This window comes from Allobosea sp. 05T439 (assembly GCF_056396005.1).
On the sequence record NZ_JBFTKP010000017.1, the window covers coordinates 24,979 to 48,734 of the forward strand.

29 protein-coding genes are annotated in these 23,756 nt (G+C 64.7%); 11 read left to right on the forward strand and 18 right to left on the reverse strand.

Annotation, left to right across the window (positions count from 1 at the left end):
- Positions 1-40 precede the first annotated feature (40 nt).
- On the forward strand, positions 41-727 hold the full coding sequence (locus tag AC1DIO_RS19935; RefSeq protein ID WP_441506954.1) for a helix-turn-helix transcriptional regulator: 687 nt from the start codon (positions 41-43) through the stop codon (positions 725-727).
- 81 nt (positions 728-808) lie between these two features.
- On the opposite strand, the gene AC1DIO_RS19940 is transcribed toward AC1DIO_RS19935, so the two are convergent.
- The 10 genes from AC1DIO_RS19940 to soxY form a co-directional block, all read right to left on the reverse strand.
- A complete protein-coding gene (locus tag AC1DIO_RS19940) occupies positions 809-1,102 on the reverse strand; it encodes an Rdx family protein (protein WP_043238576.1) in 294 nt (97 codons plus the stop codon).
- A 158-nt stretch (positions 1,103-1,260) separates the two neighbouring features.
- Positions 1,261-1,653 (reverse strand): c-type cytochrome, encoded by a 393-nt coding sequence (locus tag AC1DIO_RS19945; protein ID WP_441506955.1) that lies wholly within the window; start codon positions 1,651-1,653, stop codon positions 1,261-1,263.
- Between the two features lie 78 nt (positions 1,654-1,731).
- Positions 1,732-3,009 carry an FCSD flavin-binding domain-containing protein gene (locus AC1DIO_RS19950; protein WP_476853980.1) on the reverse strand — a complete coding sequence of 426 codons (1,278 nt, stop codon included), beginning with the start codon at positions 3,007-3,009 and terminating at the stop codon, positions 1,732-1,734.
- Between the two features lie 64 nt (positions 3,010-3,073).
- The gene (locus tag AC1DIO_RS19955) at positions 3,074-3,598 is read right to left on the reverse strand and encodes a DsrE family protein (protein ID WP_441506956.1); all 525 of its coding nucleotides are present in this window, start codon (positions 3,596-3,598) and stop codon (positions 3,074-3,076) included.
- Positions 3,599-3,631: 33 nt separating this feature from the next.
- A complete protein-coding gene (locus tag AC1DIO_RS19960) occupies positions 3,632-3,943 on the reverse strand; it encodes a c-type cytochrome (RefSeq protein ID WP_441488150.1) in 312 nt (103 codons plus the stop codon).
- Between the two features lie 38 nt (positions 3,944-3,981).
- Positions 3,982-4,707, reverse strand: a complete 726-nt coding sequence (locus AC1DIO_RS19965) for a c-type cytochrome (RefSeq protein WP_476853981.1) — start codon at positions 4,705-4,707, stop codon at positions 3,982-3,984.
- On the reverse strand, positions 4,691-5,962 hold the full coding sequence (soxC, locus tag AC1DIO_RS19970; RefSeq protein ID WP_476853982.1) for a sulfite dehydrogenase: 1,272 nt from the start codon (positions 5,960-5,962) through the stop codon (positions 4,691-4,693). Before soxC ends, AC1DIO_RS19965 begins: the two co-directional genes overlap by 17 nt.
- A 48-nt stretch (positions 5,963-6,010) precedes the next feature.
- A complete protein-coding gene (soxB, locus tag AC1DIO_RS19975; RefSeq protein WP_441488153.1) occupies positions 6,011-7,708 on the reverse strand; it encodes a thiosulfohydrolase SoxB in 1,698 nt (565 codons plus the stop codon).
- Between the two features lie 101 nt (positions 7,709-7,809).
- Entirely contained in the window at positions 7,810-8,139 is a 330-nt protein-coding gene (gene soxZ, locus AC1DIO_RS19980) for a thiosulfate oxidation carrier complex protein SoxZ (protein WP_043238560.1), read from the reverse strand.
- Between the two features lie 51 nt (positions 8,140-8,190).
- Positions 8,191-8,655 carry a thiosulfate oxidation carrier protein SoxY gene (soxY, locus tag AC1DIO_RS19985; RefSeq protein WP_441506959.1) on the reverse strand — a complete coding sequence of 155 codons (465 nt, stop codon included), beginning with the start codon at positions 8,653-8,655 and terminating at the stop codon, positions 8,191-8,193.
- Positions 8,656-8,871: 216 nt separating this feature from the next.
- On the opposite strand from soxY, the gene soxA reads away from it, so the two are divergent.
- Positions 8,872-9,663: a sulfur oxidation c-type cytochrome SoxA gene (soxA, locus tag AC1DIO_RS19990; protein ID WP_441507037.1), complete on the forward strand. Its 792-nt coding sequence runs from the start codon at positions 8,872-8,874 to the stop codon at positions 9,661-9,663.
- A 13-nt stretch (positions 9,664-9,676) separates the two neighbouring features.
- Positions 9,677-10,300 (forward strand): sulfur oxidation c-type cytochrome SoxX, encoded by a 624-nt coding sequence (soxX, locus tag AC1DIO_RS19995; protein ID WP_441506960.1) that lies wholly within the window; start codon positions 9,677-9,679, stop codon positions 10,298-10,300.
- 82 nt (positions 10,301-10,382) lie between these two features.
- Here soxX and AC1DIO_RS20000 read toward each other — a convergent pair whose 3' ends face one another.
- Both AC1DIO_RS20000 and AC1DIO_RS20005 read right to left on the reverse strand, forming a co-directional pair.
- A complete protein-coding gene (locus AC1DIO_RS20000) occupies positions 10,383-10,946 on the reverse strand; it encodes a thioredoxin family protein (RefSeq protein WP_441506961.1) in 564 nt (187 codons plus the stop codon).
- Positions 10,947-10,959: 13 nt separating this feature from the next.
- Complete coding sequence (locus AC1DIO_RS20005) at positions 10,960-11,700, reverse strand: cytochrome c biogenesis CcdA family protein (protein ID WP_441488157.1); 741 nt, start codon at positions 11,698-11,700, stop codon at positions 10,960-10,962.
- 50 nt (positions 11,701-11,750) lie between these two features.
- Here AC1DIO_RS20005 and AC1DIO_RS20010 point away from each other — a divergent pair, with 50 nt between their 5' ends.
- Genes AC1DIO_RS20010 through AC1DIO_RS20020 form a run of 3 tightly spaced genes read left to right on the forward strand, consistent with a single transcriptional unit; the run spans position 11,751 to position 13,678 of the window.
- On the forward strand, positions 11,751-12,170 hold the full coding sequence (locus tag AC1DIO_RS20010; protein WP_441506962.1) for a thioredoxin fold domain-containing protein: 420 nt from the start codon (positions 11,751-11,753) through the stop codon (positions 12,168-12,170).
- Entirely contained in the window at positions 12,167-12,550 is a 384-nt protein-coding gene (locus tag AC1DIO_RS20015) for an ArsR/SmtB family transcription factor (RefSeq protein ID WP_043238549.1), read from the forward strand. The genes AC1DIO_RS20010 and AC1DIO_RS20015 overlap by 4 nt, the downstream gene beginning before the upstream one ends.
- Before the next feature lie 30 nt (positions 12,551-12,580).
- Positions 12,581-13,678 (forward strand): YeeE/YedE family protein, encoded by a 1,098-nt coding sequence (locus AC1DIO_RS20020; RefSeq protein ID WP_441506963.1) that lies wholly within the window; start codon positions 12,581-12,583, stop codon positions 13,676-13,678.
- 15 nt (positions 13,679-13,693) lie between these two features.
- Here the strand turns inward: AC1DIO_RS20020 and AC1DIO_RS20025 are convergent, their stop codons facing one another.
- The 6 genes from AC1DIO_RS20025 to AC1DIO_RS20050 all read right to left on the reverse strand — a co-directional run bounded on the left by AC1DIO_RS20025 (position 13,694) and on the right by AC1DIO_RS20050 (position 18,613).
- Entirely contained in the window at positions 13,694-14,605 is a 912-nt protein-coding gene (locus AC1DIO_RS20025) for an MBL fold metallo-hydrolase (RefSeq protein ID WP_476853983.1), read from the reverse strand.
- An 83-nt stretch (positions 14,606-14,688) separates the two neighbouring features.
- Complete coding sequence (locus AC1DIO_RS20030) at positions 14,689-15,663, reverse strand: ornithine cyclodeaminase family protein (protein WP_441506965.1); 975 nt, start codon at positions 15,661-15,663, stop codon at positions 14,689-14,691.
- Positions 15,664-15,790: 127 nt separating this feature from the next.
- Positions 15,791-16,183: an OsmC family protein gene (locus AC1DIO_RS20035; protein WP_441488162.1), complete on the reverse strand. Its 393-nt coding sequence runs from the start codon at positions 16,181-16,183 to the stop codon at positions 15,791-15,793.
- Positions 16,184-16,283: 100 nt separating this feature from the next.
- The gene (locus tag AC1DIO_RS20040; RefSeq protein ID WP_441506966.1) at positions 16,284-16,739 is read right to left on the reverse strand and encodes an RbsD/FucU family protein; all 456 of its coding nucleotides are present in this window, start codon (positions 16,737-16,739) and stop codon (positions 16,284-16,286) included.
- 1 nt (position 16,740) lies between these two features.
- Positions 16,741-17,580 (reverse strand): amidohydrolase family protein, encoded by an 840-nt coding sequence (locus AC1DIO_RS20045; protein WP_441506967.1) that lies wholly within the window; start codon positions 17,578-17,580, stop codon positions 16,741-16,743.
- A 4-nt stretch (positions 17,581-17,584) separates the two neighbouring features.
- Entirely contained in the window at positions 17,585-18,613 is a 1,029-nt protein-coding gene (locus AC1DIO_RS20050) for an aldo/keto reductase (protein ID WP_476853984.1), read from the reverse strand.
- Between the two features lie 188 nt (positions 18,614-18,801).
- Here AC1DIO_RS20050 and AC1DIO_RS20055 point away from each other — a divergent pair, with 188 nt between their 5' ends.
- The 5 genes from AC1DIO_RS20055 to AC1DIO_RS20075 all read left to right on the forward strand — a co-directional run bounded on the left by AC1DIO_RS20055 (position 18,802) and on the right by AC1DIO_RS20075 (position 23,723).
- Positions 18,802-20,154 carry an ABC transporter substrate-binding protein gene (locus tag AC1DIO_RS20055; protein ID WP_476853985.1) on the forward strand — a complete coding sequence of 451 codons (1,353 nt, stop codon included), beginning with the start codon at positions 18,802-18,804 and terminating at the stop codon, positions 20,152-20,154.
- A gap of 148 nt (positions 20,155-20,302) precedes the next feature.
- Positions 20,303-21,217, forward strand: coding sequence for a carbohydrate ABC transporter permease (locus AC1DIO_RS20060; protein WP_441488347.1), 915 nt, complete (start codon positions 20,303-20,305; stop codon positions 21,215-21,217).
- A complete protein-coding gene (locus AC1DIO_RS20065; protein WP_476853986.1) occupies positions 21,214-22,032 on the forward strand; it encodes a carbohydrate ABC transporter permease in 819 nt (272 codons plus the stop codon). Before AC1DIO_RS20060 ends, AC1DIO_RS20065 begins: the two co-directional genes overlap by 4 nt.
- A gap of 94 nt (positions 22,033-22,126) precedes the next feature.
- Positions 22,127-23,023, forward strand: coding sequence for a dihydrodipicolinate synthase family protein (locus AC1DIO_RS20070; RefSeq protein WP_441506970.1), 897 nt, complete (start codon positions 22,127-22,129; stop codon positions 23,021-23,023).
- A gap of 25 nt (positions 23,024-23,048) precedes the next feature.
- Positions 23,049-23,723, forward strand: coding sequence for a GntR family transcriptional regulator (locus tag AC1DIO_RS20075; RefSeq protein WP_441506971.1), 675 nt, complete (start codon positions 23,049-23,051; stop codon positions 23,721-23,723).
- Positions 23,724-23,756 lie beyond the last annotated feature (33 nt).

The window sequence follows — 23,756 nt, forward strand, 5'->3', positions numbered from 1 at the left end:
ACATGAGAATCTGCCGCTCATGGCCGATCGGCGGCCATCCTTGACTCGCTCGGGAGCCGAAGAGATTTCGCGTCTCCGAGAGCAGCCTGCCGCCATCGTCATCATCGAAGCCAGGCAATTGATCCGTGATTGCCTGGCTTCATCCCTGCTCTCTCAAAGTCGTGATTACGAGGTCGAGACGTTTTCGTCGCTGGCGGAATGGCGTCGCGAGCGGTCGAGCCCGCCGAGACCGGGAACGGTGGTTTTGCGCTATGTGAGCGGTCCGCGCTGCCGCAAGGAGATCGAGCGGGAGATCGAGGAGCTTGCCGCGGATGGCGATGTCTCGCTGGTTCTGCTTTCGGATACCGAGGACGTCGACGAGATGCTGGAGGCCATCGCGACCGGCGCGAAAGGCTATATCCCGACAACGCTTAGCCTCGACGTGGCACGCGGCGCGATGAGCCTGGTGCGTTCGGGCGGAGTGTTCATTCCGTCGGGGAGTCTGTTGTCGCGTCGCGCCGGCAAGCCGGGAGACCCGGTCGGGCCCCGGCAGATGTTCACACCCAGGCAGGCGGCAGTGCTCGAGGCCGTGCAGCATGGAAAGGCGAACAAGGTGATCGCCTATGAGCTCGACCTGAAGGAAAGCACCGTCAAGGTTCATGTCCGCAATGTCATGCGCAAGCTCGGTGCGCATAACAGGACAGAGCTCGCGGTCCTGAGCTTCAACTTGCCAGGCTCCGGTCGGTAGGGCGGGGCAGAGGAAGAGCGCGCCCGACAGGTGATACCCGGCCGGGCGCCGGGATCGTGAGGCTCGCTCGAGCAGGATCGCTCAGCCGTGGCTCTGGTCGAGATGGCCGAGGTCGCGGCCGGGGTCGAGGCGATCCCGCACGCGCTGCTTCAGCGCCTTCACGTCGGGGAAGCCGCCATCATTCTTGCGGTCCCAGATCAGCACGTCGTCATAATGGATCTGGAAGGTCCCGCCTGTACCCGGCAGGAGCGCGACTTCGCCAAGATCGGGGCCGAAGGTCGAGAGCAGTTCCTGGGCCATCCAGGCCGATCGCAGCAGCCAGTTGCACTGTGTGCAGTAGGTGATGGCAATGCGGGGGCGCTTCGTGTCCGACATGGCGGGAGCCTTGGCTTGCGAGCAGAGAATCCGTTCCGGGCTCGGAACGCTTGCGAGCGCTCATGCCAAAATACGCCTGACGGAACAAGCAACGCGACGACAGGGCTGATCCCGTCGTCGCGCAGGCGTGGGCCGGCCTGATCGAGGCTGGCCTCAGCTCACATCTTCTTGCCGTCCTTGTCGTACTGCTTGAGGAAGGCGGTGAGATCCTTGATCTCCTGTTCGTTCTTGATGCCGGCGAAGACCATCTTGGTGCCGGGGATCTTGGCCCGCGGATCCTTGATGTACTCGGCGAAGACGGTCTCGTCCCAGGTGATGCCGGAGTTCTTGTTGGCGTTGGAGTAGCTGTAGCCCTCGACGGAGCCGGAATGCCGACCGAAGAGACCGTTCAGGATGGGCCCCACCGTATTCTTGGCACTTTCGCCAAGCTGGTGGCAGGCGCGGCACTTGTTCCAGGAGCGCTCGCCGGCGGCGACGTCCTGGGCTTGGGCTGAATTCCCGAAGATCGCGGCAGCGATCAGGATCGTGGCGCAGGCAATCGCTTTCATCATGGTTCCTTCATCGGCAGCGGGCCGCACGGAATCGCGCGGCGGGAAATTCAGAATGCTTCTAATCGGCGCCTGGGCCAATCACGTGAACATGTCGGCGGTGATGCCGGCATACCAGCCGATGTTCTCGGCCTGGGTCTGCTTGCGCAGCTCGTCGCTCTCGTCGGGCTGCGAGACAAAGGTCTCGACAGCGGCGATTTTGCCGTCTTTCGGCTCATATCGACCGCCAACCTTGATGGCGTCGTCGGTGTCGACCAGGCTCCAGCAGGTGTTGACGTAGCGCGGCGGGAAGGTGCGCGACCCGGACAATTCGCCGCGGATGACCATGGCCGCGACCTTGGCCTGGCTGTTGGCCGAGAAGGCGGATTTCGGCATGTCGCCAGCGATGCAGGCATCGCCGAGGACGAAGATGGCGGGATCGGCTGCCGACTTCATCGTCGCGGGATCGATGGCGCAATAGCCGCCGGCGGGCGCAAGTCCAGCCTCGCGCGCGATCACGCCCGCCATCTGGGCCGGGATGACATTGACGAAGGCACAGTTCTTGTAGGTTTCGAAGCCGGTCACCACGGTGTTGGTCTTGGGATCGACCGACTTGATGCCGTCATGCACCTTGGGGCCGAGCCACTCGATCATCGTGCCGTAGCGTTTCTCCCAGTCGGGTTGGAAGACGCCCTGCTTGGAGAAGCTCTCCTTCGGATCGAGGATGACGATCTTCGCCTGCTTGCGCCCGGTCTGCATCAGGACATGGGCGAACATCGAGGCACGCTCATAGGGACCTGGCGGGCAGCGATAGGGATTGGGCGGGGTGATCATCACGATCAGGCCGCCATCCGGCACCGCATCGAGCCGCTCCTTGATCAGCCGGGTCTGGCGGCCGGGCTTCCAGCCATGCGGCATCGCTTCCTCGGCCTCCTTCGACCAGCCCGGGACGGAATCATATTTGAGGTCGATGCCAGGGGAGAGCACGAGCCGATCATAGGGCAGGCGCTCGCCGGTGGAGAGCACGACCTCTTTCTTGTCGCGGTCGATCGCGGTGGCGCGGGCGCGCGCAAGCGTGATGCCGTTGTTCTTCGTCAGCGCGTCATAGCCATGGACGAGCTCGTCATAGCTCTTGAACCCGCCGATAAAGAGGTTGGAGTGAAAGCAGGTCTGGTAGCGCTCATTCTCCTCGACCAGCGTCACCGCAATGGCGCCATTGCTGTCCTTGGCGATGTAGCGGGCTGCAGTCGCACCGCCCGCGCCGCCACCGACCACGACGACGCGCGGCTTCGCCTGGCCAAGCACTGCGGGGGCGCCAAGGGTCGTCGCTCCGGAGAGCGCCAGCCCGGACAGAACCAGTGAACGGCGATCGATCAGCATCTCTCTCTCCCCATTATCGTCAGTGAACCCGGTGATCCCTGATCCCGGCAGGCCTTCTGCGGGCCTATCCAACCTTCATGTAGCCAAAGCCCTTGGCCTGCAGCGCAGCCACGGCTGCCACGCCCGACGGCACGAAGCTGATAAACGCGGCATCGCGCGCCTTGGCCTTGTCGAGCTTCAGCCGATCGAAGGTGATCTCGCAGAGATGAACCTTGAGACCGTTCTTTGCGACATCCTCGATCCGCTCGAAAATCTTGGGCACCATGGCCTCGTCGCGCCAGCTGGTGTCGGTAAGGTCGTTCAGGAAGAACTTCACGCCCTGTCCATGCGCGACGACGACCAACTGCAGGGCGAACGGATCGGCACCATAGGCAGAGTAATGGTTTGCGATGTTGGTCAGCATCTGAACGAAGCGCTGCGGATCGCCGAAATCACAATGATAGACACAGGCGACATCGGCTTCCTTCTGAAGGTCGGTCAGCTTGAGGTCACGCGGCGCTGCCCCTGCTGGTGTTGCTGCTGCGGCAAGGCCGGAGGCCGCTGCGAGAAGCATGCTGCGACGAGTGGCGTCCGCTAATGAATGTGACATTTGGCCCTCCCTCGGGTTTCGCCGGCTTCCGGTCTATGGAGCTGGTTTGAGGCTGCCGTAATAGCTTGCCAGCGCCTCGACCTCTTCCTGGCTCAGGCGCCCGGCGATGGTGCGCATCACCTGGTTCTCTCGCTGCCGGTCCCTGTAGCTGTTCATCAGTGCGATGAACTGGTCGACGGGGACGCCGACGATGGCAGGAATTCCTCCATCATGGCGCCCGCTGGTCTGGTGGCAGGCGGTGCATTCCGACGAAAGATACTCGCCGAGCGCGCGATCGCCGGCCGCCTGTGCGCAGGACATCACGGGGATCAGCGCCGCAAAACCGACCAGGGCGGCCAGGGCCACCCGGGATGCGCACTTTGCGGTGGCGCAGCCTGTCCCCATCAATCCACCTTGGGGGCGGTCTTGGAATCGGGCGTCACATCCAGCACGGCGGCCCGCCCGGTGATCTTTACCTCGGCCTTGCAGTCCTTMATGCAAGGCTCCTTGCCCCAGAACGCCTTCTCGGTGGTTTCGCGGTCATCGTCATAGAAGGTCGACGCGTTCGGAAGTTTGACGCTGGTGAAATTCTTATCGGACAGCTCGAACTCCTCGTCCTTCACGATGTCGTTGAGGTAGAGCAGATAGGCTGTCAGGGCGTAGATCTCGTCCGGTGAGAGCGACTGCGCATTGCCATAGGGCATGGCGCGGCGGATGTAGTCGTAGACGGTGGAGAGATCGGGCCAGAACGAGCCGATCGTCTTCTCCGGACGGTCCGAGGTCAGGCTGCCCTGGCCGCCTGCCAGCACGGGCCAGCGGCCATTGCCCTGCCCGAACTCGCCATGGCAGCTCGCGCATTGCGTCTGGAAGATCTCGTCGCCCTGCTTCACCGTGCCCTTGCCGGGCGGCAGGCCCATGCCGTCGGGCCGCACGTCGATGTCCCAGGCCTTGATCTCTTCCGGCAGCGCCAGGCGGCCGAGATTGAGTTTCGCGTGCGCGGGCTGGCCGGCGGCATGCGGCACGGGCTTGGGCTGGGCCTGCTTCTGAGGTTGCGCGATCAACGGGCCGGCTGCGACGACGGCGAGCGCCGCGAAACCCGCAAGCAGGGCGAGCTTAGGCGATCTCGACATTCTCGGTCTCCCCATTCGCCCGGACGAGCCAGGTCTGAATGCCGTTATTGTGGTAGATGGAATTGACGCCGCGCACCTTGCGCAGCTCGTCCTTGGTCGGCTGGACATAGCCGGTGGAATCCATGGCGCGGKACTGGATCAGCAGTTCCTGGCCGGCCCAGTCGAAATCGACATAGAAGCGGGTCAGCGACTTATCGAGAACGGGGCCGTCGATGCGGGCACTCTGCCAGTTCTTGCCGCCGTCGAGCGTGACGTCGACACGCTTGATCGTGCCGCGTCCCGACCAGGCCAGCCCGGACAGCACATTGCGCCCCTTGTGCTTCAGCGGCGCCTGCGGCGAGGGATTGGTCACCACGGATTTGGCGTCCATGATGAAGGTGAAGCGGCGCGAGCGGCCATCCGCAAGAAGGTCGGTATATTTCGAGGTTTCCTCGCGCGCCATCCAGGGTTTGTCGCCGACTTCGATGCGGCGCAGCCACTTGACCCAGAGATTGCCTTCCCAGCCGGGGATGACGGCGCGCAGCGGATAGCCCTGCTCGGGCCGCAGCGCCTCGCCGTTCATGGCGAAGGCGATGAGCACGTCACCCAGCGCCTTCTCGAGCGGGAGCGAACGGTTCATGCCGGAGGAATCCGCACCTTCCAGCATCAGCCATTTGGCGGTCGACTTCACACCCGCTTCTTCGAGCAGGGCCTTCAGCGGCACGCCCGTATACATGACGTTATGGACCATGCCGTGGGTGAACTGGCAGCCATTGAGCTGCGCGCCGCGCCATTCCATGCCGGAATTGGCGGCGCATTCGAGGAAGTAAACGCGGTTCTGCCGCGGCATACGCCGGATGTCCTCCATGGTGAAGACCAGCGGCTTTTCGACCAGGCCGTGGATCATCAGGCGGTGATTGGCCGGCTCGATATCGGCGATGCCGCCGTGATGGCGCTCGAAGCACAGGCCGGACGGCGTGATGATGCCGTCGAGTTCATGGAGTGGCGTGAAGTTGACCGAGGATTCCGGGGATGCCGTCAGCCAGGAGACGTCCCGGCGCATGACATGTTTCTCATGGCGCGAGGGCATTCCGTAGGGCCGCTTGTCGACGCCTTCGCCGAGATAGCGGTTCCAGTCCTGGACGTCGGTGATCAGCGGGTCGGGAGCCCCGGCGCGGGCACCGGTAGCCGAGGCGGCCAGCCCCGCGCCAGCCATTCCGGCCGCGCCGAGGAAGCGGCGCCTGCTCAGGCTTTCGCGGTTGCGGGGGGAGGTCATGGCGGCAGATTCCTCTGGATTGGGAGGGTTCAGGGAGGATGGCGCGGGTCAGGCGCCGGTCACCTTGACGGCGTCGTTTGGCGTGATCGAAACGGTCTTGGTGCGGGCGACATGGTCGCGGACCACGTCCCAGATCGGCGGCCCTTGCGTGCCCTCGTTGACGCTGGCCCAGCCGGCGACGACGTATTTCCGGGACGCATCGATCGGCTTGCCGGATTTCAGATGCGTCAGCCCGGAGATGCGGCTGCCCATCGGCTTGCCGATATCGATGGCGTAGCCCATGCCGCCGATGCGGACCATGTCGCCGCCGCCCTGGAAATAGGGATCGGGGTGGAAGATATTGTCGGCGACGTCCTCGAGGATCTCCTTGAGCTGGGCGCCGGTCATCTCCATGCGGTAGCAGTTGGGATAGGTGATCGCGGTCGCGTTGGTGATCGCCTCCCAGGTGATCGGCTCGCCGGGAAGCAGCGTCCCGCCCCAGCGGAAGCCGGGGGAGAGTGCGATCTCGGCGTCGCGCTGGCTCATCATGGCGTCGCAGATCAGGTCGTCGAAGGTGCCGTTGAAGTTGCCGCGCCGGTAGAGCAGCGACTCGGTCCGTCCGATCTCGCGGGCGAGGTCGGCGGCGAAGGGCTCGCGGAGCTTCCTGACCAGCGCCGCCATTTCGGTATCGGGGGTGATCGCTTCGGAGAAGACCGGCATCAGCTTGAAGCGGATATCGGCGACCTTGCCGTCCTTCACCGCGATGTCGAGCCGCGACAGGAACTTGCCATGCGAGCCGCTGGCGACGAGGGCGGTATTGCCGACGCGCACCACACCGGGCATCGCGTCATGGGTGTGGGCGGTCAGGATGATGTCGAGGCCCTTGACCCGCGCGGCCAGTTTCCTATCGACGTCGAAACCGTCATGCGAGAGCAGCACGACGATGGCTGCGCCCTCGGCACGGGCCTCCTCGACCTGTTTCTGGATCTCCTCCTCGCGGATGCCGAACTCCCAGTCAGGGAACATCCAGCGCGGATTGGCGATGGCGGTACGCGGCAGCGCCTGGCCAATCACCGCAACCTTGACGCCGCCCTTTTCGAAGACCTTGCGCGGCTTGAAGACGGGTTCGTTCCACTCCTTGTCGCGAATGTTCTGGGCGAGGAATGCAAAGGATGCGCTCTCCGCGATCTCCTTGACGCGCTCGGCGCCGAGCGTGAACTCCCAATGGCCGACCATGGCATCGGTCTTCAGGGCCGACATGACGTCGACCATGTCCTGGCCCCTGGTCTGGAGCGAACTCCAGCTGCCCTGCCAGGTGTCGCCGCCATCGAGCAGCAGAACCTTATCGTCTCCGCGTTCGGCGCGGATCGCCTTGACCAGCGTCGCGATGCGGTCGAGCCCGCCCATCCGGCCGTACTGACGGGCAAGCGAGGTGAAGTCGTCGGAGGTCAGGGCAAAGGCGTCGGCCGAGCCCGTGGCGATCTTGAAATGCTCCCGGAACTCCGCGTCGGTCAGGTGCGGCGGCTGACCCTTGGCCTCGCCGACGCCGAGATTGATCGAGGGTTCGCGGAAATGCAGCGGGACGAGCTGGGCGTGGATATCGGTGACGTAGAGAAGCGTCACGGTGCCGAGCGGGTCGAAGCGCAGGATGTCGGCCTGGGACAGGCGCTGCTGCGCGGCTGCGCGGCCGAGCGGGCCCAATCCGGAAGCCAGCGTGATGGCCGCAGCAGCCGATGTTGCCTGAAGAAAATCGCGCCGTGAGATCATGATCCACCCTTGGGCGGCGCGCAGCCGCCCTCATGCGGGGACGTTTCGCCCCGCTTGTCCGTTCGATGCGAGCAACCGGCCGGGTCGCGGCCGGCGAGACATCAGCCGACCGTCAGCTTGTTCTTGGCGGTGTATTCGGAACCGTCATCATCCTTCCAGGTGAAGGTGAATTCGCCCGATTCCGTCGCCTTGAAGAAGAAGGACTGGTACGGGTTGGCCGAAATCGCGGGATGCCAATCGGCGGAGAAAACCGGCTTGCCGTTGAAGCTCGCGCTGAACTTGTTGATGATCTTACGCGGAATCGTCTCGCCCTTGGCGTCCTTGCGCTGGCCGGATTCCATCTCGTGCGAGATCAGCGTCTTGATCTCGATCATCTCGCCTGCGGCGGCCTTGGCGGGAACGCGGACCCGCGGGGTGGGCTTGGTGCTCATGGGGTATCCTCACCGTGATCTTGTCGTTGTCGGGGCTGGAACGCGCAGGTCTCAGCCGCCGCAACCGCCGATCGTGACCTTCACATTGGCCTTGGCCATATGCAGCGCGCCGTTCGACATCTCGGCGACGCAGACGATGTTCTGGGTCTGGGCGAGGCGCATGCGGGTCGCGGCCGAGGCCTTGCCGCAGGCTGGCGTGAAGCTGTAGCTGACGATGCCGGGAAGCGGGTTGCCGTCGGCATAGACATGCACGGCCTTGACGTAGTCGGCGTCCGTCATCGGGCTTTCGATCTCGATATTGATCGGGACGACCAGGCCGTTCTCGGCGATTTCGGGAACATCGAGCTTGATCTTGCCCGTGGCGAAGGGCTTGTCGCCATAGAGCTTCTTCAGTTCGTCCGCGACCGTCTTTTCATCCGCGAAGGCGAGCTTGGCGCCGAGAAGGCTGGCCACGGCGGCGAAGGCACCCGCCTTGAGAGCGTGACGGCGCGACAGCCCCGCTTGCTGAAAATCCATTCGGACATCCTCCCTGGAATTATTCTGGTTAGCTCTTGACGACGCGACCGTCCGTCGCACATCATTTCGACATATCGTGATATTGTTTTTTGTGAATGTAAAGGCTTTCAAATCAAGAAAGCCGGGAATGAAGGTCGCATGAAGCGGCCGGCTGGGGAAACGAAAGGGCAGGGCATGAAGCTCACTGTGATCGGCGCGGCAGTTCTTGCCGCGGCCATGACGCTCGCGGCCGGGCATCTGACCGCACAATCGCCGCCGCAGGACGATAGCGAGAAGGAGATCGAGCGCTATCGCCAGATGCTCTCGGACCCATTCTCCAACCCGGGTTATCTCGCAGTCGATCGCGGCGAAGAGATCTGGACGACGAAGCGCGGCACCAAGAATGTCTCGCTGGAAGGTTGCGATCTCGGCGAGGGCGCCGGCAAGCTGGAGGGAGCCTATGCGCGGCTGCCGCGCCATTTCGCGGATGCCGACAAGGTCATGGATCTGGAGCAGCGCCTGCTCTGGTGCATGGACAAGGTCCAGGGGCTCGACACCAAGGACGTGCTGTCGCGACGCTTCTCCTCTCCGGGAAAGGCATCCGATCTCGAGGACCTGACGGCTTTCATCGCCAACAAGTCGAACGGCATGAAGCTCGAGCCGCAGCTCAAGCACGCCAAGGAACTTGAAATGGCGGCTGTCGGCGAGGAGCTGTTCTATCGCCGCGGCGGCGTGATGGACTTCTCCTGCGCCACCTGCCACGCCGAGGAAGGCAAGCGCATCCGCCTTCAGGGCCTGCCCAACCTGTCCGTGCCGGGGGCCGCTGCCCAGGCGACGATGGCGACCTGGCCGACCTATCGGGTCTCCCAGAGCGCGCTTCGCACGATGCAGCACCGCCTTTGGGACTGTTATCGGCAGCAGCGCTGGCCGGTGCCGGATTTTGGCTCGGATAGTCTGACCGCGCTCACCGTCTTCCTGAACAAGCAGGCGGCCGGCGGTGAACTCAATGTGCCTTCGATCAAGCGCTGAGGGGACTGAACCGATGATCAGATCAGCTTTCGCCTCCCTCGCCCTGGGCAGCTTCGTGCTCTGTGCGCCAGCCCTTGCGCAGGACAAGCCGGCCAAGCCCAGCCAGGCGACGATCGAGGCCTATGTGAAGTCCACTTTCGGCAAGGCGCCGGCGGAATGGCAGGCGCGCATCACGCCGGATGAATCGCTGGCGGCGTGCAACGTCCATCGCAATCAGGTTTCGTCCGCGGATGCGGAGGCCATCACCAAGCGCGAACTCGCCAGGGTCAGCTATCCCGCCGACGACAAATTCCTCGGCAACTGGAAGGAAGGCTACAAGGTCGCCAATAACGGCCGCGGCGGTCAGTTCTCCGATCCACCGGACACTATTGCCGGCGGCAACTGCTTCGCCTGCCACCAGCTCGATCCCAAGGAGCTGAGCTACGGCACGCTCGGCCCGAGCCTCGCCGCCTATGGCAAGGACCGGAAATACGACGCCGAGGCGATCAAGGACGCCTACACGAAGATCTATAATTCACAGGCCGTGGTGCCCTGTTCGAACATGCCCCGCTTCGGCACCAACAAGGTGCTGAGCGAACAGCAGATCAAGGACGTGATGGCCTATCTGTTCGACCCGGAATCGCCGGTGAACAAGTAGCGGCAAGGCCCAGCGGCAGTAAACGTCATCCCGGCCTCGGTTCTTCCGTGGCCGGGATGATTGCGTTTGGAGGTGACCAACGTCAGGCGCCTTGCCGCTTCAGCCACTCCGGGAAGGGCGCTGTCTCATAGCCCTTCTCCCGCACAAAGCGGAACATGGCGAGGAAATCGCGTGGTTCGAGCAGTCCCGGCATGCGGGCGACCTCGCGGGCTTGCGGCTTGCGTTGGCCAAGTCCTTCCGCGCTCTCGGGCATGAACTGGATCGTCGGAGTGAAGCGCACGCCATAGGCCTCGCCCAGCGCCTTCTCGCCCAGTTTGCGTCCGTCGAAATCGGTGACCTCGCGGGCGCCGATATGGTTGAGGTGCAGCACCTCGAAATTGGCCTTGATGTAACCTTCGATCTTGGGATCGGCGAGATGTACCTCATGCATTCGCCGGCAGGCCGGGCAGCCCTTGAGACCCCACATGATCGCGAGGAGCTTGCCGTTGCGGGTCGCGCTCTCGATGTCTTCGGAAAGGTCGAGGAAGCTCTCGAGATACCAGTCCTGCTGGTAGAGCCCGTCCTCGCCGAGTCTGGCGGCGGCGAGGGTCTGAGGCGCGAAGGAGACGGCGAGGGCAGAGCCGAGAAGCCTGCGTCGGGTCAGCATGGAAACTCTCCCTTCAGCCGATCGTGCCGAGGATCGGGATGGTCTGTAGCAGCCAGCCGGCGAGCGCCGGCATCATTCCGGTGATGAACAGCAAGCCTGTCACGACGAGTGCGGCGCCCATCGTCTTCTCGATGACGGCCATGTGCCGGCGGAAGCGGGAGAGCCAGGTCAGGAAGGGACCGGCAAAGACCGCCGCCAGCAGAAAGGGCAGGCCGATGCCGAGCGCATAGGATGCGAGCAGAAGCGCGCCGCGCGAGGCGCTGCCCTCGGCGCCCGCGACCATCAGCACCGTCGCCAGCACAGGCCCGACGCAGGGCGTCCAGCCGAACGCGAAGGCAAGCCCGACGAGATAGGCGCCGAGCAGGCCGGCGGGACGTGCGGATGTCTGGAAACGGGCCTCCCGGTAGAGCAGAGGAATCCGCAGCCATCCGAGAAAATGCAGGCCCATGACCAGGATGATTGCACCGGCGGCGATGGACAGCGTGTCGAAATGCGCGGTGATCCAGGTCCCGATGGTCGAGGCGGTGGCGCCGAGTGCGACGAAGACGGTGGCGAAACCGAGCACGAAAACGGCGGCCATGGCGATGATGCGGCGACGCTGCGCGGCCGTCAGCGCGCCGTCCGAGCCGGACAATTCGCCGATGCCGACACCCGCGAGGAAGCAGAGATACGGCGGCACCAGGGGCAGCACGCAGGGGCTCAGGAAGGAGAGCAGACCTGCTGCGAAAGCCCCTGCGATCGAGATGTCGAACAAGGTTCAACCCGCCAATTGTTTAAACATATGAATACGACTATGTTTGTCGGATGAAAGCAATCGCGAAATGGCTGAGCTGGCATGCCGGCCTCGCAGCACTGGTGGGGCTGGCGCTTGTCACCCTGCCGTTGCGGGCGGCAGAGCTGGTGATGTTTGAACGCGACGGCTGCATCTGGTGCGCCCGCTGGGACCGGGAGGTCGCGCCTGTCTATGCCAACACGCCGGAGGGCAAGGCAGCACCGCTGAGGCGGGTCGATCTCGGTTCCACCCGCGCTGATGAGCCTGGACTTGCTGCACCGGTCCGCTTCACGCCGACCTTCGTCCTGATGGATGAAGGGCGCGAGGTCGGCCGGATCACCGGCTATATCGGCGACGACGCATTCTGGGGTTTGCTTGGCAAGATGCTTGCTGGCATGGACAGTCCCAGCCATCGAACCCGCGGCCAGTCCGCGACAATGGAACGAAAATGAGCGCGATTGTCTCCAAGGCCCTTGAAGCCGAGCTGCGCGACGGTGCCGAATTCTCGGCCGAGCTCGATCAATTGATGCGCAAGGCCCGCAAGGCCAGCGATTTCCTGAAGGCCCTGTCCCACGAAAACCGGCTCCTGCTGCTCTGTCTGCTGGCCGAGCGCGAGCGCACCGTAACGGAACTTGAGAACATCCTCTCGCTGCGCCAGCCGATGGTTTCGCAGCAGTTGGCGCGGCTGCGGCTCGACCAGTTGGTCACCACCCGCCGCGACGGCAAGGCGATCTATTACAGCCTCGCCAATGACGATGTGCGTCAGGTCATCTCGGTGATCTACGACATCTTCTGCAACCGTCCCGAGAGCACGGACCGCTTGCGTGATTGAAATGGGGGCCGGCAGGGGCGTCTGACGATCATGGAACCTCTGCCGACCTGGGCCGTGACGCTGATCGGCGTCGTCATCGGCGCGGCTTGCGGCTTCACTGCCCGGCGTGCCCGGCTCTGCTCCTTCGGGGCGATCGAGGACGCCTGGATGGGTGGCGATACGCGCCGCCTGCGCATCTTCGGGCTTGCGCTCGCCGTTGCGCTCGTGGGCACGCAGCTTCTGGTCGGCTTCGGCTGGCTTTCGCCCCGGCTCTCGACCTATGTGCCTTCGGCCCTGCCCTGGCTCTCGATCCTGCTCGGCAGCACGGTCTTCGGGATCGGCATGGCGCTGGTCGGCACCTGCGGCTTTGGCTCTCTCGTTCGTCTCGGCAGCGGCGACCTGCGCAGCCTGATCGTGATGATGGTCTTCGGTGCCGTCGCCTATGCCACGCTCCGCGGCATGCTGGCTTCCTTTCGAATCGATGTGCTCGAGACGGTCGCCCTGCCGATACCTGGTGGAGTGCAGGGTGATCTGCCTTCACTGCTCGCCTGGTTCGGTCTCGGCGACTGGCGGCTTGCCATCGTTCTCGTCGCCGCCCTGGTGCTGATACTGGCTGTGCTCGCTGACCCTCGGTTGCGGCGTTCGCCGCGGCTGCTGCTGGCCGGGCTGACGCTGGGGTTCGGCGTCGTTGCAGGCTGGTGGGCGACAGGTGTGGCGATCGACGAATTCGCCGCGTTTCCGCGCCCGCAGAGCCTGACCTTCGTCTCGCCAATCGGCCGGGCGCTCTACGCGGTCCTGACCCACCCCATCGGGTTCCTCGATTTCGGGGTCGGCACCATTCTGGGGGTGATGCTCGGAGCCTTTGCCTCGGCGCTCTACGATCGCGAGTTCCGCTGGGAGGCCTTCGACGATCACCACGAGATGCGCCGCCATCTGGCGGGCGGTGCGCTGATGGGATTCGGCGGCATTCTCGCCGGCGGCTGCACCATCGGGCAGGGCGTCACGGCTGGCTCGCTGATGGCGCTGTCCTGGCCGCTGGCGGTCGCCGGCGTGATGCTCGGCGCCCGCATCGGTATCGCAATTCTCGTCGAGGGCTCGGTGAGCGAGATGCTGGCCGAACGCTTCGGGCGCCGCCGTCGCTGCGATTGAGCGTTCTTCCGCCGATCAGGCCGTGGACGGGATGAAGCGGAAGGCCTGCCCGGTGCGCTCGACCGTACCGATCCCGCCCTTTGGCAGATGATAGCCAATCACCCGCAGCTTCTCGTCGGCGGCCCGGCCAAGCACGGTCTTGCGGGTCTGGACCGCCTGATCCGGGTCATGATCGGACGCTGGGCGCCATTCCGGATGTGCGAAGGATGCGACCGGATGCGTCGCCGCGTCGCCCAGCACGAGCAGCCTGTCGCTGCCGTCCTTGATCTCGAAGGAGACATGTCCCGGCGTATGGCCGGGCGTCGCGACAGCCGCGATTCCCGGCAGCACTTCCTCGCCTGCGGCGAAGGTCTTCAGCCCGTCCTGGAGACCCTTAAGGACACGCTGTGCGCCGGCTGCAAAGGCGTGCCGGTCTTCGGAGAGACGCTCATAGACCTTGGCATCAGTCCAGAACGCCACCTCGTCGCGGGCCGCCAGCCAGGTCGCATTCGGGAATGCCGGGCTGTCGAACTCGTCGAGCGCCCCCCAGAGATGGTCCGGGTGCAAATGGGTGAAGGCGACATAGCTCACACTGTCGGGCGCGATACCGGCGGCCTCGAGGCTTGCCGCGAGCTTGCCGCTGCCGGCAAGAAAGTGCGCGCCGGCGCCGCAATCGAACAGGATCGTCTCACTGCCGCGCTTCAGGCAGGTGACGTTCAGCACGGTCTCGGCTGGCCCCTTGCTGCCGGTCATCGCCTCGAGCTGGGGCAGCGGCGTATCGCGCGCGATCATCGAGAGCGGCAGCTGGAAGCCCCCATCGCTCAGCACCAGGATCTCGGCCTTGCCGAGCCCGGCCCGCGCCACGACCTGGGCTCGTGCCGCACCGCCGCAGAACGAGGCCGCCGCCGTCAGACTGGCTCCGAGAGTAAAGGCGCGCCGGTCAAGCATTGAAGATCTCACATATTCCTATGGATGAATATGTGACGCTAGCAGAGCTCCGTTGCCTTGTCTTCCTGTTTGCAGACGCAGTCTCAGCGCGGGAGGCGCAGGCCGGCTCCCCTGGCCACGGCCGCGCGATAGACGGTAGCCGCCACGGCGAGATCGGCGAGCGCGAAGCCGCGGAAAATGAACATGGCGCGCTGCTCCGCGTCGAGGCGTCCGGGCCGGACCCCGCCGGCAAGTTCCGTCAGGTCGGCATCGAAGCTGCCGAGCGGGCCGACATCCCGAGCGATCGGTGGGCTCTCCGCCTGTTGCTGGTGATCGTCGGTGGCCAAGAGGTCGAGCTTGCGCAAGCCATCCGGCAGCCAGCTGCGGGCGACGTCGACGGCAGCAACGAAGGCGCCCGGCTTCAACCAGGCAGGATCGAGGAAGGGCGCGAAACCGGGCTGCATGGGCACGGAGGTGATGATCACGTCGCTGCTGTGAACGACGTCGCCGGCGTCATCATGGGCCTTCGCCGCAAGGCCCTGCTCGCGGGCGTGCTCTATGAAGACGTCGGTGATCCGACGGCTTCGGCCGAAAGCGCGAAGCTCGGTCAGGCCGGGCAGCAGGGACTTGAACGCGGCAAGATGCGAGCGAGCCTGCAGGCCGCAGCCGATGAAGCCGATGGTGCGGCTTTCCGGCCGTGCCAGGAACGCGCCCGCTGCCGCGGACATGGCCGCCGTGCGGATCGCCGTGACGAGGTTGCCATCGAGGATGGCCAACAACGTGCCGGATGCATAGTCGTTGAGTGCAATCATGGCGTGGATGCCGGGCGTGCCCGCTCCATTCGCGGCGGGCGCCATGCCGAGCCATTTCGTCGCTGCCATGCCGATCTCGGGCGAGGCCGCGCAAAGCGACTGGAAGGCGTGGCCGGGGCCGATCTCGAGCGCAAGCTTGGGCTTGCTCAGCGTCTGGCCGTCGTGATGAGCCTTGAAGATCGTCCTCACCGCCGCGCGGGCGAGCGCCGGATCGAGTTCGAGCCCGGCGATGTCGGCTTCGGCGAGATAGAGGAGAGTGTCAGGCATGGGCAGGCTCGCAGCAGGGGGGCTCGGTTGAACTGGATCGTGCCAAGGGCGCACGGGCGTGACCGATCGCTCAGCGTGGTTCTTCTAGCGGCGTGGGTGCCGGAACGGAAACGGACTCACGAGGGTGTCAACCGTCCGACAGTCTTGTCGCAATATCGGCGCCGGCCTTCAGCGTCAGGGTCACGGGTGTACGCTCGGCGACATCGGCGAGGCGCATCCGCTGATCCTCAGACAGATCGCCCGTCAGCGTGATGACACGTTCGATCTTTGAACGGTTCTCGACCTTGACGTGGTGCAGATCGATATCGACAGCCTGAAGGCTCCACTGCTTGCGCTCGGCATACATCCGCAAGGTGATGGCCGTGCAGGCGCCGAGGCTGGCGAGCAGCAGGTCATAGGGCGCTGGCCCGGCATCGGCTCCGCCCAAGGCGGCCGGTTCGTCGGCAACCAGCGTACGGCCGCCCATTCTGATCGTCGTCGCAAAATTCGTCGTGCCGATATGGGCGTTCGCGCGGGCCATGAAGCCATCCTCCAGGCACGCCAGCGCAGTCTGTCGAAGCCGCGCCGACGGCGTCACGATCCTGAGCGGTGCAGGCGCGCTTGCCAACCCTCGTGCGGGCTCAGCCTGGAAGCCCCGCGATGACGCCCTTGCGCAGCAGGAAGCAGCCATAGGGCCGCGGGTCGCCGACCTGGACGACAGCGAAGCTCGTCTTCGCCGCGGCATAGAAGGCGAAACGCTCGATGCCGAGGCATGGCACGGGCTCTCCCATGGCGCGGTCGATTTCGGCCTGAACCTCGGCCTGGACCGGCGGGATCTCGTCAGGCTTGCCGACAACCTCCATGCGACGCAGCGAGCCGGGCTCGAAATCGTCGATTGGCAGGACGGAGAGGATGGCGCGGGTCGCGCGGGCCATCGAAAGGCCGGGCAGTCGGATCAGCCTTCCGCTGGCGGTCGCGCTGGCAACGGTATCGGCCGGATGATTGGCATCGACAATGGCCAGATCGTCGCCATGGCCCATCGCGGCCAGAACCCAGAGCAGATCGGCGCTCAAGACGGGGTCGATGCCCTTCAGCATATCAGTTGCGTCCTCGGTGGGAGAGATAGAGCCTCTGGGCATTGCCGCCCATGATCGCGGCGCGATCGGCTTCGGGCAGGGGCGCCAGCAATTCCGCGACGGTTTCGAACCAGCGGGAATAGTCGGCTCGCAAGGTGACGACGGGCCAGTCGCTGCCCCAGATCAGGCGATCGGGACCGAAGACGGCGAGCAGATGCGAAACGGCCGGGCGCAGGGTCTCGGTCGTCCAGCCGGCCGAGGCTTCGGTGACGAGGCCGGAGATCTTGCAGAAGGTCTGGGGCCGCGCGGCGACTGCGGCGATATCCTCGCGCCAATTCGCGATCTCCCCACTGATGAGATCCGGCTTGGCGGCATGGTCGACAACGACGGCGAGCGTCGGATGTCGATCGAGAACGGCCAATAGTGGCGCAATGTGCTGCGGTCGCAGCAGCGCGTCGAAGACGAGGTCATGGGCTGCCACCGCTGCGAAGGCGGGCGCAAGGGAAGGGCGGGCCAGCCAGTTCTCATCGGGAATGTCGTGGACCATGGGCCTGAGCCCGACCAGCAGCGGATTGCCGCTCAGGCGGGCAATCCGCTCGGACGCATCGAGCGCATCGAAATCACACCAGCCGACGACGCCGGCGACGCTTTGGTCGTGCTCTGCGATGCCGAGCAGGAATGCCGTCTCTGCCTCGGTCGGCGCGGCCTGGACCAGGATGGTGCGCGCGATGCCGTGCCGTGCCAGCAGCGGCGCCAGGTCCGGTGGACCGAAGTCGCGATGAATCGGGCCCAGTGCCGGGGTCAGCCAGCCATAGTCGCCGCGTGAKAGCCGCCAGTAATGCTGATGGGCGTCGATCCGCATCGGGCTATTCCGGCACAGGAACGTCAGCGCCGAGCAGGCCTTCGGCCTTGAGCGCGCTCCAGAGCTCGGACGGAACCGGCGCGGCGATTTCGGCAAGCTGGTCGGCGACCTCCGCGGGTGAGACCGCCCCCATGACGACGCTGGAAACGGCGGGATGGCCCAGCGGGAACTGCAGGGCCGCACGGCGCAGTGGCACCTCATGGCGCCGGCAGATTGTCTCGATGGCGGCAACCCGCGCGAGGATCTCGGGCGGAGCCGGCTTGTAATTGTACTTGGCGCCAGCGACGGGGCCGGTGGCCAGGATGCCGGAATTGAAGACGCCGCCGAGCATCAGGCCGATGCCCTTTTTCTGCGCGAGCGACATGAAGGATACGAGCGCCGGCTGTTCCAGCAGCGAATAGCAGCCGGCCAGCAGCATCGTGTCGAAGTCGCCGGCATGGGCAAAGCGCTCGCACATCTCTGCTTCATTGACCCCGACTCCGATCGCCTTGACCGTACCGGCCGCCCGCAATTTGTCGAGCGCGCGGTAGGCGCCGGCCATTGCCTCGAAGAACCGGTTCTCGATGCCGTCCGCGCCATGGGTCCAGATGTCGACGTCATGGATCAGGACGATATCGATATGGTCCGTGCCCAGCCTGAGGGCGGATTGTTCGAGCGAGCGCATGGTCCCGTCATAGGAATAGTCGAAACGCATGCCATGCGGCAGGCCGCCCAGATAGCCCGAGCCGTTGCCGCGCCCCATGAAGGGCTGTGCGACGCGGCCGACCTTGCTGGAGAGCAGCACATTCTCGCGGTCGACCCGGCGCAATGCCGCACCGATGCGATGCTCGGACAATCCGTGACCATAGAGTGGCGAGGTATCGATCAGGGTGACACCGCCGGCGACGGCAGCCTCTACCGTTGCGACGGCCTGAGCCTCGTCGAGCCGTGCATAGAGATCGCCGAGGGGTGCCCCGCCGAAGCCGAGTGTCGAGACCTTCAGTCCGGTGCGGCCAAGGTTTCGCGAGGGGAGGGGCGGCGCAATTGCGGGCATGGATGCGGGTCCAGGAATGTGCTGCAGCGACTATGTGCACGCCAACATGTCAGCTTGCAACCGACCTCGAACGCGATTAGCGTCAGCGCCGGATCCGAAGGGCAAAGTCTCGACGGGACCGGCGCACAGCCGGATAAACAGGCAGGCTCGTGAACGGGCCGCAATCCGCGTCCACAGGGAGGACAATCATGACAGACAGCATTCTGAAGCCGAGCCGGCGCGCGCTTCTGCGCGGGGCTGCAGCGTTGGGCGCGGCGGGCGCCGTCGGTTCGCCGATGGTTCTGCGCGAAGCTCATGCGCAGGCCGCCTTCAACTGGAAGCGCTTTGCCGGCACGACGATCGATGTGCTGTTGGTGAAGAACCCGCGTTCCGACCTGATGCAGGCGGCCGAGAAGGAGTTCACCGAGCTCACCGGAATCAAGGTCTCGGCCGAACAGGTGCCGGAGCAGCAGCAGCGCCAGAAGGCGGTAATCGAGTTTGCCTCGGGCAAGCCGAGCTTCGACGTCAGCGGCATCTCGCTGCATGTACAGAAGCGCATGGCCGCCAAGGGCAAGTGGTTCGAGGATCTGACGCCCTTCATCAAGGACGCCTCGCTGACCTCGCCGGACTTCAACTTCGATGATTTTGGCGCGGGACCGGTCGCCTATGCGCGCCAGGCCGACGGATCGCTCGATACGATCCCGTTCTTCGTCGATTACTGGATGATCTACTACAACAAGGAGCTCTTCGACGCGAAGGGCGTGGCCTATCCCAAGACGATGGACGAGATCGCCACGGTCGCGGCCAAGCTGCATGATCCGGCCAAGGGCATCGCAGGCTTCGTCTCGCGCGGCTTGAAGAACGCCAACGTCCCGGTCTGGGCCAGCCTGCTGCTGGGCCAGGGCATCGAGACCACCTCGCCCCAGGGCAAGCTGCTCACCGATACGCCCGAGGCGGCCTGGGCCGGCGAACTCTACAAGAAGCTGAACAAGGAGACCGGCCCGGCCGGTCAGGTCGGCTTCAACTGGAATGAATGCCAGACCACCTTCATGCAGGGTCGCGCCGCGATGTGGCTCGACGGCATCGGCTTTGCCACGCCGCTCGAGGACCCGACGAAGTCGCGTATCGTCGGCAAGGTCGGCTATGGCATCACGCCGCCCGGGCCGAAGGCGCATCATGCCGGGATGTTCGCCGATGGCATGGGCATTTCGCGCGGCTCGCAGAAGAAGCAGGCCGCGTGGCTCTATCTCCAGTTCATGACAAGCAAGGCGCAGCAGATCGCGATGCTCAAGGCCGGCGCCGGAGCGCCCGGGCGTGCCTCGGCCTATCTCGACACCGAGACCATCTCGCAGTCGAAATTCGGCAAGCAATATTTCGAGTGTCTGCTTGGCTCGGCCAAGGTCGCCCGCGCTGCGCTGCCGCAGATCGTTCCGGTGACCGAATTCCGCGATGTCTTCGGCGTGGCGCTGACCAATGCGCTCGGCGGTGCCGATGTCGCTGCGGAGTTGAAGAAGGCGACCGAAACCTTCGCGCMGGTCCTGGTCAAGAGCGAACAGGGCTGACGACCATCACCATCATGGCCCGGCATGCCCTGGCCATGATGGCCTTCCCCGTTCGGGGAGGGCGATGTTCACGACGCGAATGCCCGCCACAGGGCGGGCATGACAAACCGTTTTCAGCAAAGCGCAGAGCATGACCAACTCAACCGCCATGCCAGCGGATCTCGCGACGCCCAAGGTGCTGCCTGCGAGACATTCAGCGGATTTTACGCCGCGCTACTGGCTGTTCTCGTTGCCCGCCGTGCTGGTCATCCTCGGGGTGATCGTCTTCCCGTGGCTGTTCACGCTCTATATGTCGGGCCATGACTGGAAGATCGGCGGAGGCCCCGAATTCGTCGGCCTGCAGAACTTCTCGGAGCTGTTGCGCGATACGCGCTTCCTCGAATCGATGGGGCATACCGCCTATTTCACGGTCCTCGCCGTGGTGCTGCCGATCGTCTTCGGCACGGCGGCGGCCCTGGTCTTCCACCGCGAGTTCCCGTTCCGGGGGCTGCTGCGCACCATCTTCGTGATGCCGATGATGGCGACGCCCGTCGCTGTCGCACTGGTCTGGACGATGATGTTCCACCCGCAGCTTGGCGTGCTGAACTACCTGCTATCGCTCGTCGGGGTTGGACCCCAGCCCTGGGTCTACGACCCCCATACCGTGATCCCGACGCTGATCCTGGTCGAAGTCTGGCACTGGACGCCGCTCGTCATGCTGATCGTGCTCGGCGGTCTGGCCGGCTTGCCGAAGGAACCCTATGAATCCGCGCTGATCGACGGCGCCAATTCCTGGCACATGTTCCGCCACATCACGCTGCCGCTGGTCTGGCCCTTCATCATGGTGGCKATCGTGATCCGCACCATCGATGCGCTGAAGGCCTTCGACACGATCTTCGTGATCACCCAGGGCGGGCCGGGTACGGCGTCCGAAACGCTCAACATCTTCCTCTATCTGCAGGCCTTCCAGTTCTACAAGATCGGCTACGCCTCGGCCGTGGTGGTGATCTTCTTCGTCATCATCATCATGCTCTCGCTGCTGCTGCTCTACGCGCGCCAGAAGTCGAAGTGGAACGCGGAATGAAGCGGCTCGCCTCCAAGATCGGCTTTGCGCTTTCGGTCTTCGTACTGGTTTCGCCGGCCGTCCTCGTCTTCCTCTGGATGCTGTCGCTCTCGTTCAAGAACGAACTCGACAACACCGCTTTCCCGCCGGTCTTTATCCCGAACCCGCCGACGCTGGCGAACTATCTCGACGTCTTCGAGAAGAACAACTTCGCGCTCTATCTCTGGAATTCGATCCTGGTCACGGGCGGGGCTGTGCTGATCGGGCTCGGGGTCGGCGTGCCAGCGGGCTACGGCATCGCCCGCGGCAAGGCGACGAAGTTCGCGATCCTGATCCTGGTCGCCCGCATGACACCGGCCTTGTCCTACCTGATCCCGCTCTTCCTGCTGTTCCAGATGACCGGGCTCGTCGGCAGCATCACGGCGCTGGTGATCACGCATCTCGTCATCACCATTCCGATCATCGTCTGGATCATGATCGGCTATTTCGAGAATGTGCCGATGGAACTGGAGGATGCGGCGCGCATCGACGGTGCGACGACCTGGCAGGCCTTTCGTCATGTCGCGCTGCCGCTGGCGCGGCCCGGCATCGTGGTCGGCGGCATCCTCGCCTTCATCTTCTCCTGGAACAACTTCATCTTCTCGGTCGTGCTCGGCGGCAAGAACAGCCGTACCTTGCCGTCTGCAGTCTACAACTCCCTGACCTTCGAGCAGATTTCCTGGGGGCCGCTCGCCGMTGCCGCGCTGCTGGTGACGCTGCCGGTGCTGCTGCTGACGGTGCTGGCTCAGCGTCAGATCGTCGCCGGATTGTCGGCCGGAGGGCTGAAGGATGGCTGAGCCGCACCTCGATTTCCGTGTCTTCCCGACCTTGCGTCAGTTTTGACTGCAAACTAACATGTCAGACATTCATATCTCAGGAAAGCTCCCTCCAATGGCTATCGACCCGAACCGCTTCGGCCTTTCCTGCGCCATCACGACGCCGATGCGGGAGGGCGGAGCCGTCGATCTGCCGCGCCTCGTCAAGCATGCGCGCCACGTGCTGGCCGAGGGCTGTGACTCCGTCACGCTGTTTGGCACGACGGGCGAGGGGGCGGCGCTTGGCCTGCCGGCGCGTACCGCGATGCTGGGCGCGCTGGTCGGTGCCGGCGTCGATCCTGGCACGCAAATCTATGCCGGCGTCGCCGCTGCCTCGCTGCATGAATCGATCGAGCAGGCCAAGGTCGCACTCGATATCGGCGCCAAGGGCCTGCTGGTCGCGCCGCCCTTCTATTTCAAGGGCGTCAGCGACGAGGGACTCTTTGTCTGGTTCTCGCAGTTCTTCGAGAAGCTGGGGCCGTCCGCCCGCAACACCATCCTCTACCACATCCCCTCGGTCACGGCGGTCGACATCAGCGTCGGGCTGGTCGAGCGGCTGAAGAAGGCGTTTCCGGGCATCGTCACCGGGGTGAAGGATTCCTCGGGCAGCTATGCGAATACCGAAGCCCTGCTCAAAGCTCACGGTGAGCTTGCCATCCTGGTCGGTGACGAACGGCTGCTCGCCCGCGCGGTGAGGGCCGGGGCTCAGGGCTCGATCTGCGGCGTCGCCAATCTGGTGCCGGGGCTGCTTCGGCCGATGGTTTATGAAGGGACGGAGAGCCCGGTGGTGAATGCGCTGGTCGACGAGGTCTGCAGCTATCCGGTCCTGCCGGCAGTCAAGGCCCTGGTCGGCCATCTGCATGGCGACAAGGGCTATAGCGCGATGCGCCCGCCGCTCGAGGCTTTGAGCGAGGCGCAGCGACAGCGCTTGTTCGCAGCCTTCGACACGATTACGCGGGCCAAGGCCGCCTGAGGAGCCACGAGAGGAACAGGAGCGCATGGGCGAGAACGATCAGGAGCGCGACGGCGAACCGCTGAAGCTGCGGGACAAGGCCTATGTCAGCTTCACCGAGCGGCTGCTGGCGCGAGAGATCAAGCCAGGTCAGTTCGTCACCCAGCGCGAGCTCGTGGCGATGACTGGCCTGCCGCTCGGCGCCATTCGCGAACTGATCCCGCGCCTCGAGGCGGAAGGTCTGATCAAGACCGTGCCGCAGCGCGGCATGCAGGTTGCCCATGTCGATCTCAACCTGATCCGCAATGCGTTCCAGTTCCGGCTCTTCCTCGAAAAGGAAGCGACTGCGCTCTACGCGAAAACGGCGGCGGACGAAGAGATYGCCGAACAGCGTGAACGCCACGAAGCGATCATCCGGAGGGCCGCGGCGGGTGGCGACGAGACGCTGATCGAGGACGCCGAGGATGTCGACCGGCTGATGCACGAGGCGATCATCGATCACCTCGACAACGACATCGTCTCAAAGGCCTTCCGGGTCACCTGGCTGAAGATCAGGCTGATCCGCCAGTACGAGACGCGCATCCAGAACCACATCCTGGTTCCGGTGATGCAGGACCACCTGAAGATCATCGCGGCCATCGAGGCGCGCGACCCCGAACGGGCGGCAGCCGAGATGAGCGCGCATATCGGGAACGCCCGCAACCGGGCCATGAGCTACTGAAACATGAGCTACTGAAGCATGGGCTACTGAAGA

Bases quoted from the DNA above. Each gene is read 5' to 3' on its own strand.
- AC1DIO_RS19940 (WP_043238576.1), bottom strand. From the start codon at position 1,102: ATGTCGGACACGAAGCGCCCCCGCATTGCCATCACCTACTGCACACAG.
- AC1DIO_RS19945 (WP_441506955.1), bottom strand. From the start codon at position 1,653: ATGATGAAAGCGATTGCCTGCGCCACGATCCTGATCGCTGCCGCGATC.
- AC1DIO_RS19950 (WP_476853980.1), bottom strand. From the start codon at position 3,009: ATGCTGATCGATCGCCGTTCACTGGTTCTGTCCGGGCTGGCGCTCTCC.
- AC1DIO_RS19955 (WP_441506956.1), bottom strand. From the start codon at position 3,598: ATGTCACATTCATTAGCGGACGCCACTCGTCGCAGCATGCTTCTCGCA.
- soxB (WP_441488153.1), bottom strand. From the start codon at position 7,708: ATGATCTCACGGCGCGATTTTCTTCAGGCAACATCGGCTGCTGCGGCC.
- soxZ (WP_043238560.1), bottom strand. From the start codon at position 8,139: ATGAGCACCAAGCCCACCCCGCGGGTCCGCGTTCCCGCCAAGGCCGCC.
- soxY (WP_441506959.1), bottom strand. From the start codon at position 8,655: ATGGATTTTCAGCAAGCGGGGCTGTCGCGCCGTCACGCTCTCAAGGCG.
- soxA (WP_441507037.1), top strand. From the start codon at position 8,872: ATGACGCTCGCGGCCGGGCATCTGACCGCACAATCGCCGCCGCAGGAC.
- soxX (WP_441506960.1), top strand. From the start codon at position 9,677: ATGATCAGATCAGCTTTCGCCTCCCTCGCCCTGGGCAGCTTCGTGCTC.
- AC1DIO_RS20000 (WP_441506961.1), bottom strand. From the start codon at position 10,946: ATGCTGACCCGACGCAGGCTTCTCGGCTCTGCCCTCGCCGTCTCCTTC.
- AC1DIO_RS20010 (WP_441506962.1), top strand. From the start codon at position 11,751: ATGAAAGCAATCGCGAAATGGCTGAGCTGGCATGCCGGCCTCGCAGCA.
- AC1DIO_RS20015 (WP_043238549.1), top strand. From the start codon at position 12,167: ATGAGCGCGATTGTCTCCAAGGCCCTTGAAGCCGAGCTGCGCGACGGT.
- AC1DIO_RS20020 (WP_441506963.1), top strand. From the start codon at position 12,581: ATGGAACCTCTGCCGACCTGGGCCGTGACGCTGATCGGCGTCGTCATC.
- AC1DIO_RS20025 (WP_476853983.1), bottom strand. From the start codon at position 14,605: ATGCTTGACCGGCGCGCCTTTACTCTCGGAGCCAGTCTGACGGCGGCG.
- AC1DIO_RS20030 (WP_441506965.1), bottom strand. From the start codon at position 15,663: ATGCCTGACACTCTCCTCTATCTCGCCGAAGCCGACATCGCCGGGCTC.
- AC1DIO_RS20035 (WP_441488162.1), bottom strand. From the start codon at position 16,183: ATGGCCCGCGCGAACGCCCATATCGGCACGACGAATTTTGCGACGACG.
- AC1DIO_RS20040 (WP_441506966.1), bottom strand. From the start codon at position 16,739: ATGCTGAAGGGCATCGACCCCGTCTTGAGCGCCGATCTGCTCTGGGTT.
- AC1DIO_RS20050 (WP_476853984.1), bottom strand. From the start codon at position 18,613: ATGCCCGCAATTGCGCCGCCCCTCCCCTCGCGAAACCTTGGCCGCACC.
- AC1DIO_RS20070 (WP_441506970.1), top strand. From the start codon at position 22,127: ATGGCTATCGACCCGAACCGCTTCGGCCTTTCCTGCGCCATCACGACG.